The following is a 16,784-nucleotide window of genomic DNA, read 5'->3' on the forward strand; positions in this document are numbered from 1 at the left end:
GCCTGCAAGTTAGCGCTATCAGCATCCTCGGTAGAAACGTCGACCTGTAACCCGGGTGTCGTGCCCACCGGCCTGCGTGCCCTGAGATCGGCTGGCAAAAATCGCAGGAGCCCGATAGGCAGCAGTGATGGATGCGCGATGGTAACGATCCGGCAAGTCGCCAAGGAAGCCGGCGTATCCGTAGCCACTGCCTCGCGCGCTCTGAACGGCATGGAAAACGTCACGCGGTCCACGCGCGAGAAGATCGAGGCGGCCGCCGCGCGTTTGAATTATGTCCCACATAGCGGGGCGCGCAATCTGACTAGGCGCCGAACCGACACGATCGGGGTCATCCTGCCGGACCTTTTCGGCGAATTCTTCTCGGAACTCATCCGCGGGATCGACAGGGCCGTCCATGCTGAGGGCAAGACGCTGCTGCTCGGCAACATGCACGGTAGCCAGCAGGAAACGACGCAGGCCATCAGGGCCATGCGCGGCCGTGTTGACGGGCTTGTCATCATGCCGCCCAATTCCGTAGCGGAGACACTCCACACAGAACCGCTCGGCGCCTTCCCGATGGTCGTCCTCAACGCCGTTCCGGGGGGCGGGGAGCTGCCCTCCGTCAGCGTCGACAGCAGGGCGGGGGCGGAAATGGTCGTCCAGCACCTGATAGAGCGGGGCGCGCGCAGGATAGTCCATATCTCCGGCCCTGCGACCAATCACGACGCGATAGAGCGCGAGACGGCGTTCCGGAACGTCGTCTGCAGGGAACTGGACAATGCCGATCCGATCGTGCTGACGGGCGATTTCTGCGAGGGTTCGGGCGAAGCGGCTATTTCCCGCCTTCTCGAATCCGGCGAACGGTTCGATGCGGTGTTCGCCGGGAACGACGTGATGGCCGTGGAGGCGATGGCGAGCTTGCGCGATGCCGGCTACGCTATCGGCAGCGAGATGCTCGTCGCGGGCTTCGACGACATTCCGCTCAGCCGCTACGTTTCGCCTGGCCTGACGACCGTTCACTCGGAAATACCGCGGCTCGGAGAACTGGCGGCCCACAAGCTGCTCGCCCTGATAGAAGGATCGCTTGCCAGCGAAGGGCAGGCCACGGTGATCCGCCCGAGACTCGCCATCCGCGGATCGACCGCCGGCCTGGCGCCGCCGCGCAGCTAGGGCGCCGGCTCGTCCAGCCAGCCGCCGGAGAAGCCGGCGCGCTTCAACCCTTCTCGGACATGCGGATGTCGGCGCATCGTCGCCCAAACCAGCCCGCTGCGGTGGTTTTCCATCATTGCCAGGATCGGTCCTTGGTCGATCCCCAGATGGTCGCCCGCCACCCAGCCCGACGCCGGATCGACCGTCCCGGACGGCGAACCGGCTTCGACGAAGGTGAAGCTCGGATTGAACGCGTCGCGAAATCCGTACTCGTCGTAGAGACGATCGCCGTAGCGCTGCTTCATCGTCATGAGCGCGGCGATGGTCTCGCGCGGGGCGAAGGGGATGGAACCGCCCGCGGCGGTCGGCACGATCGTGCCGTCGTCGACGACCCGGAAGGCGGAGACGCCCCGCGCGCGGTAGGTAAAGAACTCGCGCGGTCTTCCGTTGACCATGTACTCGCCGGTCGAATGGGCCGGTCCGTCCGAAGCGGTCCAGCCCCAGACCGCGTCGTCATATCCGACCCAGCGATTGGGGTTGTCGGCGCCATAGGCTCGCTGAGCCAGCGTAGCCCGGCGGCTGTTTTCGAAATAGTCGATATTTTTTTCCCGCATGAAGTCGTCGCGGATGCCGCGGAAATCGATCCAGACGTGGCTGTACTGATGGCCGAACAGCGGTTCGAACTGCAGGTAATCATATCCGTAATAGGTGGCCCACTGGTTCTCCAGCGTGTCGGCCCAGCCCTCGTTCCACGCCTCTTTCCCGACCGGGTGGGTAGGGGAGGCAAGCGCCAGGATATAGACCAGCATCCCTTCGTTGTAGCCGACCCAGTCGTGTGGTTCCCATCCGCGTTCCGGGCGCCAGCCCATCGTAATTCCTTGCGAATTTGCGAGATTGTCCGCCTGCGTGCCGGTTGCAGGGCGCTGTGCCCAATCCCACTCAACCCGCCGGTAGATGCGCTCCGCCAGATCGCGGATTTGCGCCTCGACCGGATCGTCGCGGTCGTAATAGCCCTGCGCGAACAGCGCCCCGCCCAGGAACAGCGTCGTATCGACGGTCGAAAGCTCGGTTTCGCCGAAGCGAGTTCCATCCTCGTAGCGCAGGAAGTGGTAGAAGAAACCGCGATAGCCGGTGATTCCCCGGCGCCCCGGACCCTGCGGCGCATTCCAGTAGAAGGCGAGGCAGTCGCGCGTACGACGGGCCGCTTCGTCCCGGCTGACATACCCCCGGTGCGCTCCGATGCCGTAAGCCGTCAGCGCGAACCCCGTTGCCGCGACGGAGGAGAAGCTGCGGGTCGGCCAGCGGTCCGGGGCGAGGCACCGTTCGGTATCGGTGGTGTCCCAGAAATAGCGGAAGGTGCGGCGGGTCAGGTCCTCGCTGAAGCGACCGACCGCAGCGTTCGACATTTTACCGGCCGGTGGCACCACCGGCGGCGCGGGCGCGGGGGCCGGAACGCATGCGGCGACCATGCAGCCGGCGAGCATCGCCAGTCGCATGGCCGCCTTGCGGAGGGAGGGTCCGCAATCCCTCAGAACTGGTAGCGGGCGCGAAATTGGAGGCGGCGGGGCAGCGTCTGCACGAAATTGCCGTTGACCGCCGGATCGAGCGGATCGGTCGCGCTGAAGAAGCCGTCGAACCCGCCATAGTTCGGATTGTTGAACACGTTGAATACGTCGAGCGCCAGCTCGATCTGGTGATCGCCGCCCAGGCCGATGATCTTCGCCAGCGTCAGGTTCACCTCGCAGAACTGGAAAATACCGTCGATACAGGTCTTTTCCGGGTAGGCGGACATGATCCGCAGCTGCCCGTTGTCGAAGCCGTTGGTGGCATCGACGACCTGGTAGGCGCGCCCGCTGCCGAAGGTCGAAAGGGTGGACAACCGCAGGCCGAGCGGCAGATCGACAATGCCGGACAGCACCAGCCGATGCCGCTCGTCACCCGGCCGTGCGCGGAAGCCGTAGGCATCGGGCACGGTTCCGTCGAGGCTGAACAGGTCGTTCCCGTTCTGCGCGCCGCGCCCCACGGTGTAGGCGATGTCGACGCCCCAGCCATCATTCACCGAATAGGGCTTGTCGAGGGTGAAGTAGACAGCCCGGTAGGTCGTATCGAGACCGTCATAGCCGATCAGCACGTTCGAATAGCCGAAGGGGACCACCGGCGAGGTGTCGCAGCAATTTCCAAGCCCGCCGTCGCGCCGCGTGGCGAACAGGTTGGTGTAGCCGTTGCGGCCGTTCTGGTACGCGCCGGTGACGGTCGCGGTCCAGTCGCCGAAACGGTGACGGATACCCAGAGTGAACTGGTCGTTCACCGGCGGACGGGCGTTCTCGGGAACCGCGAACAGTTCGGGAAGGCCCGATGTCGAGGTGTTGCGCAGTTCGATCAGGCCGTCGCGGGTCAGGTAGCGCGGATCCCAGGCGACGGTCGGCAGGCCGTTGCGCGGGCTGCCGTCCTCGGAAAAGCGAAAGACGCCGATCGGGTTAAGCAGGCGTGAGATTTCGTCGACCGTGTTGCTGAAGGTGTTGCGGTCGTAATACCGCCCCGCGCCGCCGAACAGCACCCAGTTGCCTTCTCCCGTCAGATCCCAGGAAAAGCCCAGGCGCGGGGCGAATGCACCGAGAAACGGATCGCGCTCGCTACCGTCCGAGATGTAGTTTTCCGGATCGAAGTAGAACGTGGAAGGAAGCGCGCGCAGCGCCGCTGCCGCGCTGTCGGGCGTGACGTAATCGTTGTTGAAGCCGTTGGTCTCGTAATCCCAGCGCAGGCCGACGTTCAGCTCGAACCGGTCGGTGATCAGCCAGTCATCCTGCACATAGACACCGATGATCGTGTTCGATGTCTCGATCAGCGAGTTGCCGAGGCCGAGGCGCGCTTCCGCGGGAAAGCTGAAATCGAGGTTGTTCGCGGCATCGACGAAGTAGGTATAGCGAGGCTGAACAAAGGAGCGGTTGTCGAAATTGACGTCGAGAAACTCGACGCTCGCGCCCACCTTGAAGGTGTGGTTGTCGATCGCGGTGTAGGTGAAGTCGTTGCGGAAGGTGAAGCCTTCCTGCTCTTCGCGACGGGTCGAATCCTTGCCCCCGAACGTGATGATGCCGGCGTATTCGAACTGCGGCAGGTCGGGATTGAGCGATGTCGGGTTGAAGACGTAGTTGAGATAGCTGGCACGGAATTCGTTGACGAAATCGTCTCCGTCATAGGTCCATTGCAGCAGGGCGCTGTCGACCCTGTTCTGCTTGTCTTCGGCCGCCTCGTAGGAAACCGTGCCGCCAAAGTTCTGAATGTCGGATTCGTCGCGGCGGTTGAAGGACAGGTCGACGACGCTGCGATCGTCCGGGATGAAAGTCAGCTTGCCGAAGAAGAAATCGCTGCGGAACGGGCTGACGAACGAGCCTTCGAATTCGCTGATCGAACGGCCCGAGCTTGCCTCGAACGCGGCGCGCAGTTCTGGCGATCCGCCGGCGATCACGTTGAACGCGCGGTCCTGGTCGTTGCCTTCGTAGGAGCCGAAGAAGAAGAGCCGGTCGCGGATGATCGGGCCGCCCAGTGCGGCACCGTACTGGACGCGCTTGAAATCGGGCTTCGGCAGGCCCTGGCGTTCGTTGATCGCGTCGATTTCGGTCAGGCTGTCATCGGTGTACTGACCGAAGGCCTGGCCGTGAAATTCGTTCGATCCAGACCGCGTCACGGCGGTGATGATCGCCGATCCAGCCTGTTCGTACTCGGCCTTGTAGTTCTGGGTGAGGACGCGAAACTCCTGCACTGCGGACTGGCCGAACGGATTGCCGCGGCTGTTCTGCTGGCCGGCGATGCCGCCTTCGCGCAGCTTGTTCTTCAGGCTGACACCGTCGATGAACACGTTGACCTGGCTGCGGGTTGATGCGCCCGCCTGGATTCCGCGATCCGATTCGCCATCGAGGTAGGTGACACCCGGCGCAAGCGCGGCGAAGGACAGGAAGTTGCGGTCGGTCTGCGGAAGGTTCTCGATCTGCTGGCGCGTGACGTTGGTGGCGACTTCGCCCCCGTCGTCGGCGCGCAGTCGTCCGGCCGTCACGATGATCGCCTCCCCCAGGGCGGCCGGTTCGTCCGCGACCGGGGCGACCGCTTCGGCGGCGTCGAAGTCGAGCACCGCGTCCTGAGCGACCAGCAGGGTGATCTGGTCGGTGCTGGTCACGCCGGCGGCGGTCCTCAGTTCGAGCCAGTAGGTTCCGGGTCGCAGGGAACTGAAGACGTAGGTTCCATCGGGCTGCACGGCGACAGTGCGGCGCGCCCCCGTCTCGGTGTCGATTGCCGTCACCGACTCGACGCCCTGGCCGCTGATCGTCCCGCGCAACGACGCGCTGGTTTCCTGCGCGTGGACGGGCGTCGCGAGGCCGATAGCTAGCGCGCCGCCCCCGACGGAGATAACGAGGGCAGCTGCAAGCCGGCGGAACTTGCGCATACGGGCGTCACGGAACTGGAACATCTGATCCTCCCCCGAAAATGCCGCGGCCTATGCTGGCTGCGTGCGATTCGATTTGCTCTTCCGGAAAGTCTTGTAACCGGTTTCATTTGCATTGTATAGCTGCCCCCGACAAGGCTCGCACAGCGTTGCGCGAAAGTCGCAATCGTGGGGACGGGGCGGGACGGGAGAGACTTATGCGGAATTCGACACCGCTCGTATTCGCGAGCGCGCTGGTACTGGCATTCGGTCTGGCGCAGCCTGCGCTTGCCCAAAGCAGCGTGGGTTCCGTGGTGCTCGACCAGGCCGAACCGGACTGGGCCGCCGACGACGTCGCGATGGGCCGGTTCATCGACGAGTTGATGGCACGCATGACGCTGACCGAGAAGATCGGCCAGCTCAACGTTCTCACGAGCGACTGGGAATCCACCGGGCCGAGCATGCGCGACACCTATGTCGAGGACATTCGTGCCGGCAGGGTCGGCGCGATCTTCAACGCCTACACGGCAGACTACACCCGCGAGTTGCAGCGTCTGGCGGTCGAGGAAACGCGGCTCGGCATACCGCTGATGTTCGGTTACGACGTCATCCACGGCCACCGCACGATATTCCCGATCTCGCTGGGCGAGGCGGCGAGCTGGGATATGGATGCCATCCGCAACGCCGCCCGCGTTTCGGCGACCGAAGCGGCGGCGGAGGGAATCCACTGGACCTTTTCCCCGATGGTCGACATCGCGCGCGATCCGCGCTGGGGCCGCGTGTCGGAAGGGGCGGGGGAGGACACGTTCCTCGGTAGCGCCGTCGCCCGTGCCCGGGTCGAAGGGTATCAGGGGGACGACCTTGCCGATGTCGATACGGTACTGGCGACGGCAAAGCATTTCGCCGCCTACGGCGCGGCCCAGGCCGGGCGCGACTACAGCACGGTGGACATCTCCGACCGGACCTTGCGCGATGTCTATCTGCCGCCTTTTCGCGCTGCGGCAGAGGCGGGCGCGGCCAGCTTCATGACCGCGTTCAACGAACTCGACGGCGTGCCCGCGACGGGCAGCGAATACCTGCTCACCGATATCCTGCGCGGCGAATGGGGATTCGACGGGTTCGTGGTCACGGACTACACCTCCATCAACGAGATGATCCCCCACGGCTATGCCGCCGACCTGCGACAGGCCGCCGCGCAGGCCATCAATGCCGGGGTCGACATGGACATGCAGGGCGCCGCCTACATGGAGCATCTGCGGGGCGCGGTGGAAGAGGGCAGCGTTACCGTCGCCACGATCGACCGTGCCGTTCGCCGGGTACTGGAAGCGAAGTACCGGCTCGGCCTGTTCGAAGATCCCTATCGCTATTCCGATACAGCGCGGCAGGACGCGACCGTGTACCGCGCGGACTTCCTCGACGCGGCACGCGACATGGCGCGGCGCTCGATGGTCCTGCTGAAGAACGATGGCGACCTGCTGCCACTCACCGGCGAGGCGCGCTCCATTGCCCTTATCGGTCCGCTGGCGGACAGCAAGCCCGACATGATCGGCAGCTGGGCGGCGGCTGGCGACAGGGAGACGCGGCCCGTCACCGTGCGCGAGGCGCTGCAGGCCAGGTTGGGCGAGGGTGGGAGGGTCGGCTACGCCCGCGGCGCGGATTACGATTTCGCCGCCGCCGGAACGAGCGACGGCTTCGCCGAGGCGCTGGCGCTGGCGCGCGACAGCGACGTGGTGATTGCGGTAATGGGAGAGCGCTGGGACATGACCGGGGAGGCCGCCAGCCGTACCTCGCTCGACCTGCCCGGTAACCAGCAGGCGCTGCTCGAACAACTCGTCGCTACCGGCAAACCTGTCGTGCTCGTGCTGATGAGCGGACGGCCCAATTCGATCGGCTGGGCAAACGAGAACGTGCCCGCCATCCTCCATGCCTGGTATCCCGGGACGATGGGCGGGGCGGCGGTGGTCGATGTCCTGATGGGCGATTACAACCCTTCGGGCCACCTGCCGATGACCTTCCCGCGTACCGTGGGGCAGGTGCCGATCCATTACGACATGAAGAACACCGGACGCCCGATCGAACTGGGCGAGCCGGGGGCAAAATACGTCTCGCGCTATCTCGATACGCCGAACTCGCCGCTCTACCGCTTCGGCTTCGGCCTGAGCTACACCGAATTCGCGTTTTCCGATGTCAGCCTGAGCGACGACACAATGCAGCCGGACGGCGCCATAACCGCCAGTGCGAGGGTGACGAACATCGGCGACCGGGCCGGCGAAACCGTGGCCCAGCTCTACGTGCGCGATCTGGTTGGTTCGGTGACGCGCCCCGTGCAGCAATTGCGTGGCTTTTCGAAATTCGCGCTCGAACCCGGCGAAACCCGGACGGTCAGCTTCTCGCTTTCTCCCGCCGATCTGGCGTTCACCCGGGCGGACGGAACCTTTGGCTGGGAACCGGGAGAGTTCCAGCTCTGGATAGCTCCCTCGTCGGGTCCGGAAGCGAGCACGCCGGTGACGTTCACTCTCACCGGTCCCTGACGCCTGCGCTTATCTCAGCGAGGCGACCCGGCGCGCGGTCAGCGCCTCGATCCGCTCCTCCACCGCTTCCGCGGCGGCCTGTGATCCCGCGGGGCTGAAATGACCGTCTGCCGCGAACAGGGCAGCAGGATCGTCGCTTCGGGCGAAGATGTCGGTGAGGTCGACCACCTCGACGCCGTTCGCCGCGGCTGCCTCGAGCACGTCGTCGCGCAGCCCGTCATAGGTGAAGGACTTGTCGAGCAGGCCGCGATAGCGGGTGTCGGTGGGGATATAGACCAGGATGAACCTGCCGCCCCATTCATCGCTCAGCGACTTCGCCCGGGCCAGCACGTCGCGATAGACGGGCTGGTCGCCGGTGACGCGCGGATAGTCGAGACCGAGAAATCCCCATACCTCGTTCAACGCGAAGATGTTGCGCACGAAAGACGATTTGGCGAACACCACGCCGGGCGAAACGTCCTTGTTCCACCATTCGTCTATCACCGCACTGGCCCGCTCGACCTGCGCGGGCGAGGGCCGGGGCTGACCGAACCGGGCGCCGGGCGACAGCGCCTCGGCCAGCCACGGGGTCTTCGCTTCCTTCCTCAGGTTCTGCCAGTCATTGCCCTCGAAGAAGGCCATGACGGTCCAGTCGGGCCTGAACTCGCGCCCGTAGCGGCCGAGCAGGGCGAGTTCGAACAATGGACCGCCCGCCCGCATTCCGATGCTGGCGGTTTGCGGACGCAGGCCGCGCATGCGCCCGACGAAGGTGTCCGCGCGCGGCTGGCAATGCCCCTCGACGAAGGAATCCCCCACGATCATCGTCTCGATCGGCTTGGCATAGATCGCATCGTCATTGTTGAAGCCGAACCGGTCGGCGGTGTAATAGAGCGGGTGCCCGTCGTGCGAGCACAGCAGCACCTCCTCGCCCGGAACGCCGCCGAGGATCGCCTCGTCCAGCCGCTTCACCGGCATCGCGTTCGACAACTGCTTGCTGGTGTACATTGGAGGAATGCCGGCCTGGCCGCGCATGGCTGCATCGCCCTGCGCCCCGCCGGTGCCAAGCGTGGAGACAAGGCTCATCATCGCCATGATGAGGCGGGCGTTGAGGAACAGTTCCACCAGTAGCAGCGCGAACAGGATGGCGGTGGCCGCCAGCCCGATATTCGCCGCCCGCCTCGGCGCGAGCGCCCGCGAGGCCCAGATCAGCGCCGCGGCGATCAGTCCCGGTGCCGCGACGTAGCGCAGGAAGCGCGGCAGATCCGCGCCGTAGGAGCTGAAATTGAACAGGGCATAGGCGGTGATGGCGAGGAAATAGAGCGCGGGAACGAAGCACAGCAGCATCGCCAGCGAGCGGCTGGGAACGGCTCGGCCCATCTCCGCCGACGGGGTGGCATGAGCCGCCGCGATGGGGGAAACACTGTTCATCAGTCGAGCGCGAATTCGGTCTTGTAGTCGCGCGCCAGCGCCGGATCCTGCCGCTCCTTCGTCATGACGCAATTGCCGACCGCCAGGTGATCGAGCCCGGTGCCCATGAAGCAGCGGAAGGCGTCTTCGGGCGTGCACACGATCGGTTCCCCGCGCACGTTGAAGCTTGTGTTGATGAGCACCGGGCAGTTGGTACGCTTCTCGAACGCGGTCAGAAGATCCCAGTAACGCGGATTGGTCTCGCGGTGCACGGTCTGGATACGCGCGGAATAATCGACGTGGGTGATCGCCGGTATTTCCGAACGCGCGACATTGAGCTTGTCGATCCCGAACAGCTCCTGCTCCTCGTCGGTCATGGTACGCTGGCGATCCTTCGCCACGTCGCCCACGATCAGCATGTACGGGCTGTCGCCGTCGTGATCGAACCAGTCCGCCACGCTTTCGCGCTTCACCGAAGGCGCGAACGGGCGGAAGCTCTCGCGATACTTGACTTTGAGGTTCAGCGTCTTCTGCATGGTCGGCGAGCGGGGATCGCCAAGGATGGAACGTCCGCCCAGCGCGCGCGGGCCGAACTCCATGCGCCCCTGCATCCAGCCGACCGCCTTGCCTTCGGTCAGCGCGTCGGCGGTGCGCTCTATGGTATCGGCGTCGTCGTGCACCTCGAAGGTTGCCCCGGCCTCGCGCAACCGGCGCTCGATCTCGGGCTGGCTGTAAGTCGGTCCGAGATAGGAGCCTGCCATCGTGTCGCGTCGGTCCTGCCGCACGCTGCGCGGCTGATCGTGATACTGGTGCCAGGCGGACAGCGCCGCGCCCAGCGCCCCCCCGGCGTCACCGGCGGCGGGCTGGATCCAGATCGAATCGAAAATGCCCTCGCGCAGCAACTTGCCGTTCGCGACGCAGTTGAGGGCGACGCCGCCCGCCAGGCATAGATTGCGCTCTCCCGTCTCGGTCCGGATCGATTTCGCGAGGCGCAGCACGATCATCTCGGTCACCGCCTGAATCGAGGCGGCGAGATCCATCTCGCGCTGGGTGAGCTGGTCTTCGGGCTTGCGCGGCGGGCCGCCGAAAAGTGCGTCGAATGCGGGCGAGGTCATCGTCAGCCCGGTGATGTAGTTGAAATAGCGCTGGTCCATGTGGAACGTGCCGTCCTCGTTCACATGGATCAGGTTGTCGAGAATGGTTTGGACGTAGCGCGGTGTGCCGTAAGGCGCGAGGCCCATGACCTTGTATTCGCCCGAGTTGACACGAAACCCGGTATAAAAGGTGAACGCCGAATAGAGCAGCCCGAGCGAGTGCGGGAAGTGCAGTTCCTTGAGCAGTTCGAGCCGGTTCCCGACACCGTGGCCAAGCGAAGTGGTGCACCATTCGCCCACCCCGTCCATCGTCAGGATGGCGGCGCTTTCATAGGGAGAGGGGAAGAAGGCGCTGGCCGCGTGCGACTGGTGATGCTCGGTAAACAGCAGCGATCCGTTCCATCGCCTGCCATCCGGCAGCTCCTCGATCTCCTCGCGCAGCATCTTCTTCTGGAACAGCTTTTCCTTGATCCACAACGGTATCGCGAGGCGGAAGGACGCGAAGCCGCGCGGCGCGGTGGCGAAGTAGGATTCCAGCAGCCGCTCGAACTTCAGGAACGGCTTTTCGTAGAAGACGACATGGTCGACGTCCGCGATCGTGAAGCCCGCTTCGGCGAGGCAGTACTCGATCGCGGCGCGCGGAAAGCGCGGATCGTGCTTGCGCCGGCTGAAGCGTTCCTCCTGCCCGGCGGCGACGATGTTGCCATCCTCGACCAGTGCTGCCGCGCTGTCGTGGTAGAAGGCCGATATGCCGAGGATGCGCATGGGTCTGCCGGCGGTCAGAAGATCGTGTAGATGAACGGCGCGACTGCGGTGCCGTGCGTCAGCACGATCAGCAGGCCGAACCCGAACATGATCGCCAGGATCGGTGCCATCCACAGCTTCTTGCGGGCGCGCAGGAAGGCCCATAGTTCCCTTGTCAGTTCCATCTCGATCCTCTCAAAACTGGTTTTTCATCGTGTCGGGCGGCGGCCCGGCGGGGTCGCGCGAAATCCATTGCGTGCGGGAACCGGGGGCGCGTCTGCGGTTGAGCGCGTCGCGTCCGAACAGCTTCATGCCAAGGCCGACCGGCAGGAAGACGAACGTGTAGATCAGCGCCATCATCACCGGATTGACGATCGCGGCGAGAAGCAGACCCAGTTTCGTCCACGCGGTGTTGAGCGGGGCCAGGAGCGCGGGTCTGGTCAGGGCCGCCAGCACCAGCAAGCCGCCGACGATCAGCAGCGCGAGCGTGCTGCCCGGTCCGGCGCTCAGGAACAGGCGGCGCACGAGGCCGATGGCGACGAGAATGCCGCCGACGGTCAGGCCGAACGAGCGGTCCGACGGGCCCGCGATCTCGCGATGATCCTCGTAGGTTTCGTGTCCGGTGCCGGCCATCTGCGTCTCTCCCGAGCTGCGGTGGGTGATGCGTGCGTGCCGCTTGCGTCCTGGCCGGAGACGCCGTGTTCCACTGGCCGCGTTGGAACAGAGGCTAGAAAGGCAGACATTCGAACGCCATAGGCCCTTAAGTATCGAGCCCTGTCTTGGCGGATTACCGCTTTGGTATAGGCACTGGCGCCCTTGTGGCGCGGACGGTCCGTTGCACGCCGGGTCTATGACGAACGCGAGGGAGACGCTTCCCTGTTCACGGACGCTTCGGCGTCGTCCCGGTCGTGGTTCTCGTCCCCGTCGCCGGCGGTCTCCTTGTCATCGCCCGTACCGGCGGCGCGAAGCATTCCGGCGACGCGGCCCAGCATTGCCGCGGGAGAGGCGGGTTTGGCGAGGAATTCGCGGGCTTGAGCATCCTCCTCGATGTCGAGATCCGAGCCATAGCCCGACACGATCAGGCAGGGTATGCCGAGCCGGTCCAGGTCCGGATAAAGTTCCGTCACGGCCCGTCCGTCGATGTTGAAATCGAGCATCGCCAGATCGACCGCCTCCTCGTTCAACGCGGTGCGCGCCTCTTCGAGCGAGTGGTACGGGCCGACAACGTGCGCGCCTGCTGCGATAAGCGCGCGGGCGTGCTGTTCGGCGACCAGCCATTCGTCATCCAGCACCAGCACACGCGCATCGGCGATGGGGGCGAGATCGGCCTCGGGCGGCACGGCCGCAACCGGCGCCGCGGCGGCCTTGGGTGCGGTTGTCAGCCGTTCCATGGGAAAGCTGCAGGTCACTACGAGTCCGGACCTGCGATAATCTATCTTGGCGGTGGCCTGCAATTGCGCGCCCAGGATACGCTCGATCACGGTCGAGCCGAACCCCTCGCTAACCGGTGCTTCCACATCCGGTCCGCCGGTCTCGGTCCAGGACAGATCGAGCATGTCCTTGCCGTTTTCCGCCGTCCGCCTGCTCCATTCCACCGTCAGCGTGCCGTCTGGTACCGACAGCGCGCCGTATTTCAGGGCGTTGGTGGTCAGTTCGTGAAACGCCATCGACAGCGCCTGTGCGGCAGCGGGTGAGACGGCGACCTCCTCGCCCTCGATGACGACGTTGCCGCCCGAGCGCGAATGGGCCAGTTCGTCCTCCACCAGCGTCCGCAGCCGCGCGCCCTGCCAGCGCGCATCGGCGAGCAGGGAATGGGTGCGCGCCATGGCGTGCAGGCGCCGCTCGAAACCCTTGATGAACTCCTCGAAGGTCGGCGCGTTCTTGCCGGTGATCTTGGCGATCGACCTGATGATCGCGAGTACGTTCTTCACCCGGTGATCGAGCTCGCGCATGATGAAGCGGTTCTGCTCCTCGGCCAGCTTGGCCTCGGTGATGTCCGCGTTCAGCCCCAGTACCGTGGTCTTGCCATCCTCCACGAGGCGTTCGCCCCGCGCGGTCATCCAGATGGTCCTGCCGTCGCCGCGCCGCAGGCGGAATTCCGCGTTGAACGGCGTGCCCTGCCGGACCGTGTCATCGAACGCATCGCGAATACGCTGGCGATCGTCTTCGACGATCATATCGAAGAACTCGTCGCGCGACGGCTTGCGGCGGGTGAACCCGCGCCCCATCATGTCGCGCAGCTGCTCGTCCCAGACCACCAACTCGTGTTCGGGATCGTAGCGCCAGGCGCCCATCTCGGCGGTCTTGATCGCCAGCGACAGCAGCAGGCTCTCGCGCGCCAGATGTGCTTCCCGCGCGATCTGCATGATAGTGGCCGCGGCGACATTGGCTGCGGATTTGAGGATGCTGAGGTCTTCCTCGGTGAACTTGCGCGCGTTGCGGTCGTGCAGGCCCAGCACGCCCCACGGCTTGCCGCCCACCTCGATCAGGCAGCTGATGCCCGACTGCACCGAATGATCGGTCAGCAAGGGCGGCGGGTCGAAGCGGCGTTCGCCGTCGAAATCCGTTACCAGCACGGCATGTTCGACCTTGAGCGTGTAGCCGCCCTGGCTCTTCACCCCGGTTTCGACGCTGGCCGATCCGACGAGGCCGGTCTTCCAGCCCGCGCCCGCAGCCAGGACGAGACGGTCCGCGTCCTCGTCCAGCTCCAGCACCTTGGCATAGTCGCAGTCCATCGCCACGCGCAGCAGGGCACACATTTCATCGAGAAAGTGCGGCAGTTCGCGCGCGGCGAGCGCGGTCTGGCTCAGTTCGGCGATGATCCGCTGCTGCCGCTCGCGCCGGGCGAGAAGGCGCGCGGCCTCGGCCTGCTCGGTGATGTCGCCATAGGTGACCACGACACCCCTGATGCGCTGGTCGGCGGTGCGATAGGGCTGGACGCGGCGGACATAGACGCCGCCATCTTCCGCCTGCACCTGCCGTTCCGAGGGCGACAGGTCGCCCAGAGTGGATTGCACGTCGGCGAGCAGGTCGTCGTCCGCAACCTTGAAGGCGAGGTCCGTCACCCGCCGGCCGATATCGCCTTCGCGCAACTCCACGAGCTGGTTCATCGCCGGGGTGAACCCGTTGATGACGAGATCGGGATCGAGAAACAGCACCGGTAGGCGCGTGCTGGTGAACAGGTTTCGCAGATCGTCCTTCGAGCGTTCGACCTCGACGATCTTTTCTTCCAGCTGGTTGTTGACGGTGATCAGTTCCTCGTTGAGCGACTGCAGTTCCTCGCGGCTGGTTTCCAGCTCCTCGTTGGCGGACTGCAGTTCCTCGTTCGCGGCGACGGCTTCCTCGTTGCTGGCCTTCAGTTCCTCGTTGGAGGTTTCCAGCTCCTCCACGGTCGTCTGCAAATCCTCCCGCACGATGGCGAGTTCGTTTTCCAGTTGCGTGGCGTAGTCGCCCTCGCCGCCGGTCCGCTCTGCGTCCCTTCCGGCGTCGCGCTCGTCCTTGTCTTCCTGCTCGATGAAGGTCACTAGATAGAGCGTCTGATCGCCGTCACGCACCGGCTCGCACTCGACGCAGACCGTAGTGTCGCGATCCGGAAAACGGACCTTGGCGCTGCGGTGCGAAGGCCGGTTGCCCGATTTCACCTTGGTCAGCGCCTCTCGCACGCGGGATCGCAAGGGGGCTGGCAGCAGATCGTAGATCGACGTGCTCGGTTCGCCCTCCGGGTGGTCGAGGAACCGGCGTACCGGACCGTGGAAATAGGCGATTTCCCCGTCGCTGTGGACCGCGATGGCCGCGGGCGCGTAGCGTTGCAGGAGCGAGCGACGCACCTGCTCAGCCAGTTCGAATCGCCTGTCGCGCCGCGACCGGGACGCCGGCATCTGAATGATCTTTCCGTCGCCGCGATGCCGCTCCCCCTGCGCCGACAGCCGCGCCGACGCACGGCCCGGAAGGCGTGTGTAGAGATGCGCCTTGTTGTCGACCGAGGCGAATTCGCGCTTGTGCGCTCCCGTCGTCTCCGACGTGCCCAGCAACAGGAAACCGCCCTCGCGCAGAGCGAAATGGAAGGTTTCGAGCAATTCGTCCTGCACCCCGGTCTCGAGATAGATGAGCAGGTTGCGACAGCTGACGAAGTCGAGCTTGGAGAAAGGCGGGTCGGACAGGATGTTCTGCTGGGCGAAGACGACCCGCTCGCGCAACGCCTTCTTTACCCGCCAGCCGTGGTTTTCCCGGTCAAAGAAGCGGCTCAGCCGCTCCTGCGACACGTCGTTGCTGATGCTCTCGGCATAAACGCCCTCGCGCCCGTGGGCGATGGCCTCGTCGTCGAGATCGGTGGCGAAGATCTGCCAGTTGCAGGCCTCGCTCGTCGCCGCGCACTGTTCCTCCATCAGCATGGCGAGGGTGAAGGCCTCTTCTCCGGTGGAGCAGGCCGGAACCCAGATGCGCACCGGATCGCCGTCTTCCGAAGCGCGCCGCGCCAGGGGCTTGATCGCCTGGTCGACCACCGCCGGCCAGACCTCTCTATCGCGGAAGAAACTCGTCACGTTGATGAGCAGGTCGTCGAACAGGCGCTTCAGTTCGTCACCATCGTCGCGCAGATGCTGAAGATAGTCGTTCAGCCCGTCGAAGCGCAGCAAATTCATGCGGCGGCGCACGCGCCGGGCGAGGGTGCCGGCCTTGTAGGCAGAAAAATCATGCCCCGTGCGCGTTTTCAGCAGGGAGACGACGCCCGACAGGTCGTTGCGGTTGAAGCCGGCATTCTCGCGCGGTTCGGCCATCCGCCGGGCCAGTTCCGCGATGGTCGCGCAAAGCTGGCCGATGTCGCCTACCTCGTCCACCGCGCCGGCATCAATGGCGGAGCGCGGCATTCCGTCATAGAGCGCGGTTTCCGGCGACTGGGTCAGCGACACGCCGCCCGCGCCCTTGATGGCGCGCAGCCCCAGTGTTCCGTCCGAGCCGGTTCCCGACAGCACCACCCCGACCGACTGCGCCCCCGCGGTTTCCGCCAGCGATCGCATAAAATGGTCGATCGGCATCCGTTTTCCGCGCGGCTCGCTGGGATGTTCGACGAACAGGCCGGTATCGACGAGCGTTATGTATTCGCCGGGGGTGAGCACGTAGATATGGCCCGGCTCGACCTTCGCATCCTGCTCGGCCTCTTGTACAGGAAGCGGCGCGGCGCGGGACAGGATGCCGGTCAGCTGGCTCTCGTGATCGGGGGCGAGGTGCTGGAGGATGACGAAACTGGCGCAAATGTCGGCGGGGATTTGCGAAACGAAGCTCTTGAGCGCCTCGATCCCACCGGCGGACGCCCCTACCGCGACGATCGGATGCGTGAAGTCTGTCATCGCCGCACCCTTGCCGCGATCCCGCTCGCGGTCGCTGTTTGGAAAGTCGATGGCACGACTTCGTTCACCTCGCCTTCACTTTCCCGGTGTGGCCGAGAACGCCTGCCGGTTCAAGGCGGTTACACCGGGCACCGGCGGA

General features: G+C 65.2%; 9 protein-coding genes. 2 read left to right on the forward strand and 7 right to left on the reverse strand.

The window, feature by feature from the left end:
- Positions 1–138: 138 nt before the first annotated feature.
- Positions 139–1,149, forward strand: a complete 1,011-nt coding sequence (locus tag EG799_RS11480) for a LacI family DNA-binding transcriptional regulator (protein ID WP_123881321.1) — start codon at positions 139–141, stop codon at positions 1,147–1,149.
- On the opposite strand, the gene EG799_RS11485 is transcribed toward EG799_RS11480, so the two are convergent.
- Positions 1,146–2,624: a glucoamylase family protein gene (locus EG799_RS11485; RefSeq protein WP_123881323.1), complete on the reverse strand. Its 1,479-nt coding sequence runs from the start codon at positions 2,622–2,624 to the stop codon at positions 1,146–1,148. The genes EG799_RS11480 and EG799_RS11485 overlap by 4 nt on opposite strands.
- A 32-nt stretch (positions 2,625–2,656) precedes the next feature.
- Entirely contained in the window at positions 2,657–5,590 is a 2,934-nt protein-coding gene (locus EG799_RS11490; protein WP_234029140.1) for a TonB-dependent receptor, read from the reverse strand.
- A gap of 173 nt (positions 5,591–5,763) precedes the next feature.
- Between EG799_RS11490 and bglX the strand changes: the two genes are divergently transcribed.
- Positions 5,764–8,076 (forward strand): beta-glucosidase BglX, encoded by a 2,313-nt coding sequence (bglX, locus tag EG799_RS11495; RefSeq protein ID WP_123881325.1) that lies wholly within the window; start codon positions 5,764–5,766, stop codon positions 8,074–8,076.
- A 9-nt stretch (positions 8,077–8,085) separates the two neighbouring features.
- On the opposite strand, the gene EG799_RS11500 is transcribed toward bglX, so the two are convergent.
- The 5 genes from EG799_RS11500 to EG799_RS11515 all read right to left on the reverse strand — a co-directional run bounded on the left by EG799_RS11500 (position 8,086) and on the right by EG799_RS11515 (position 16,645).
- Positions 8,086–9,483, reverse strand: coding sequence for a hypothetical protein (locus tag EG799_RS11500; protein ID WP_123881327.1), 1,398 nt, complete (start codon positions 9,481–9,483; stop codon positions 8,086–8,088).
- Positions 9,483–11,321: a carbamoyltransferase family protein gene (locus EG799_RS11505; protein ID WP_123881329.1), complete on the reverse strand. Its 1,839-nt coding sequence runs from the start codon at positions 11,319–11,321 to the stop codon at positions 9,483–9,485. The genes EG799_RS11500 and EG799_RS11505 overlap by 1 nt, the downstream gene beginning before the upstream one ends.
- Positions 11,322–11,335: 14 nt before the next feature.
- Positions 11,336–11,485: a DUF5989 family protein gene (locus tag EG799_RS14090; RefSeq protein WP_181950897.1), complete on the reverse strand. Its 150-nt coding sequence runs from the start codon at positions 11,483–11,485 to the stop codon at positions 11,336–11,338.
- A 10-nt stretch (positions 11,486–11,495) separates the two neighbouring features.
- The gene (locus EG799_RS11510; RefSeq protein ID WP_123881331.1) at positions 11,496–11,933 is read right to left on the reverse strand and encodes a hypothetical protein; all 438 of its coding nucleotides are present in this window, start codon (positions 11,931–11,933) and stop codon (positions 11,496–11,498) included.
- 215 nt (positions 11,934–12,148) lie between these two features.
- Entirely contained in the window at positions 12,149–16,645 is a 4,497-nt protein-coding gene (locus EG799_RS11515) for a chemotaxis protein CheB (protein ID WP_234029141.1), read from the reverse strand.
- Positions 16,646–16,784: the final 139 nt, after the last annotated feature.

The organism is Aurantiacibacter spongiae, assembly GCF_003815535.1.
Lineage (GTDB): Bacteria > Pseudomonadota > Alphaproteobacteria > Sphingomonadales > Sphingomonadaceae > Alteraurantiacibacter > Alteraurantiacibacter spongiae.

Excerpts from the sequence above, each read along its gene's own strand:
- EG799_RS11480 (WP_123881321.1), top strand. The coding sequence starts at position 139 with ATGGTAACGATCCGGCAAGTCGCCAAGGAAGCCGGCGTATCCGTAGCC.
- EG799_RS11485 (WP_123881323.1), bottom strand. The coding sequence starts at position 2,624 with ATGCGACTGGCGATGCTCGCCGGCTGCATGGTCGCCGCATGCGTTCCG.
- EG799_RS11490 (WP_234029140.1), bottom strand. The coding sequence starts at position 5,590 with ATGTTCCAGTTCCGTGACGCCCGTATGCGCAAGTTCCGCCGGCTTGCA.
- bglX (WP_123881325.1), top strand. The coding sequence starts at position 5,764 with ATGCGGAATTCGACACCGCTCGTATTCGCGAGCGCGCTGGTACTGGCA.
- EG799_RS11500 (WP_123881327.1), bottom strand. The coding sequence starts at position 9,483 with ATGAACAGTGTTTCCCCCATCGCGGCGGCTCATGCCACCCCGTCGGCG.
- EG799_RS11505 (WP_123881329.1), bottom strand. The coding sequence starts at position 11,321 with ATGCGCATCCTCGGCATATCGGCCTTCTACCACGACAGCGCGGCAGCA.
- EG799_RS14090 (WP_181950897.1), bottom strand. The coding sequence starts at position 11,485 with ATGGAACTGACAAGGGAACTATGGGCCTTCCTGCGCGCCCGCAAGAAG.
- EG799_RS11510 (WP_123881331.1), bottom strand. The coding sequence starts at position 11,933 with ATGGCCGGCACCGGACACGAAACCTACGAGGATCATCGCGAGATCGCG.
- EG799_RS11515 (WP_234029141.1), bottom strand. The coding sequence starts at position 16,645 with ATGACAGACTTCACGCATCCGATCGTCGCGGTAGGGGCGTCCGCCGGT.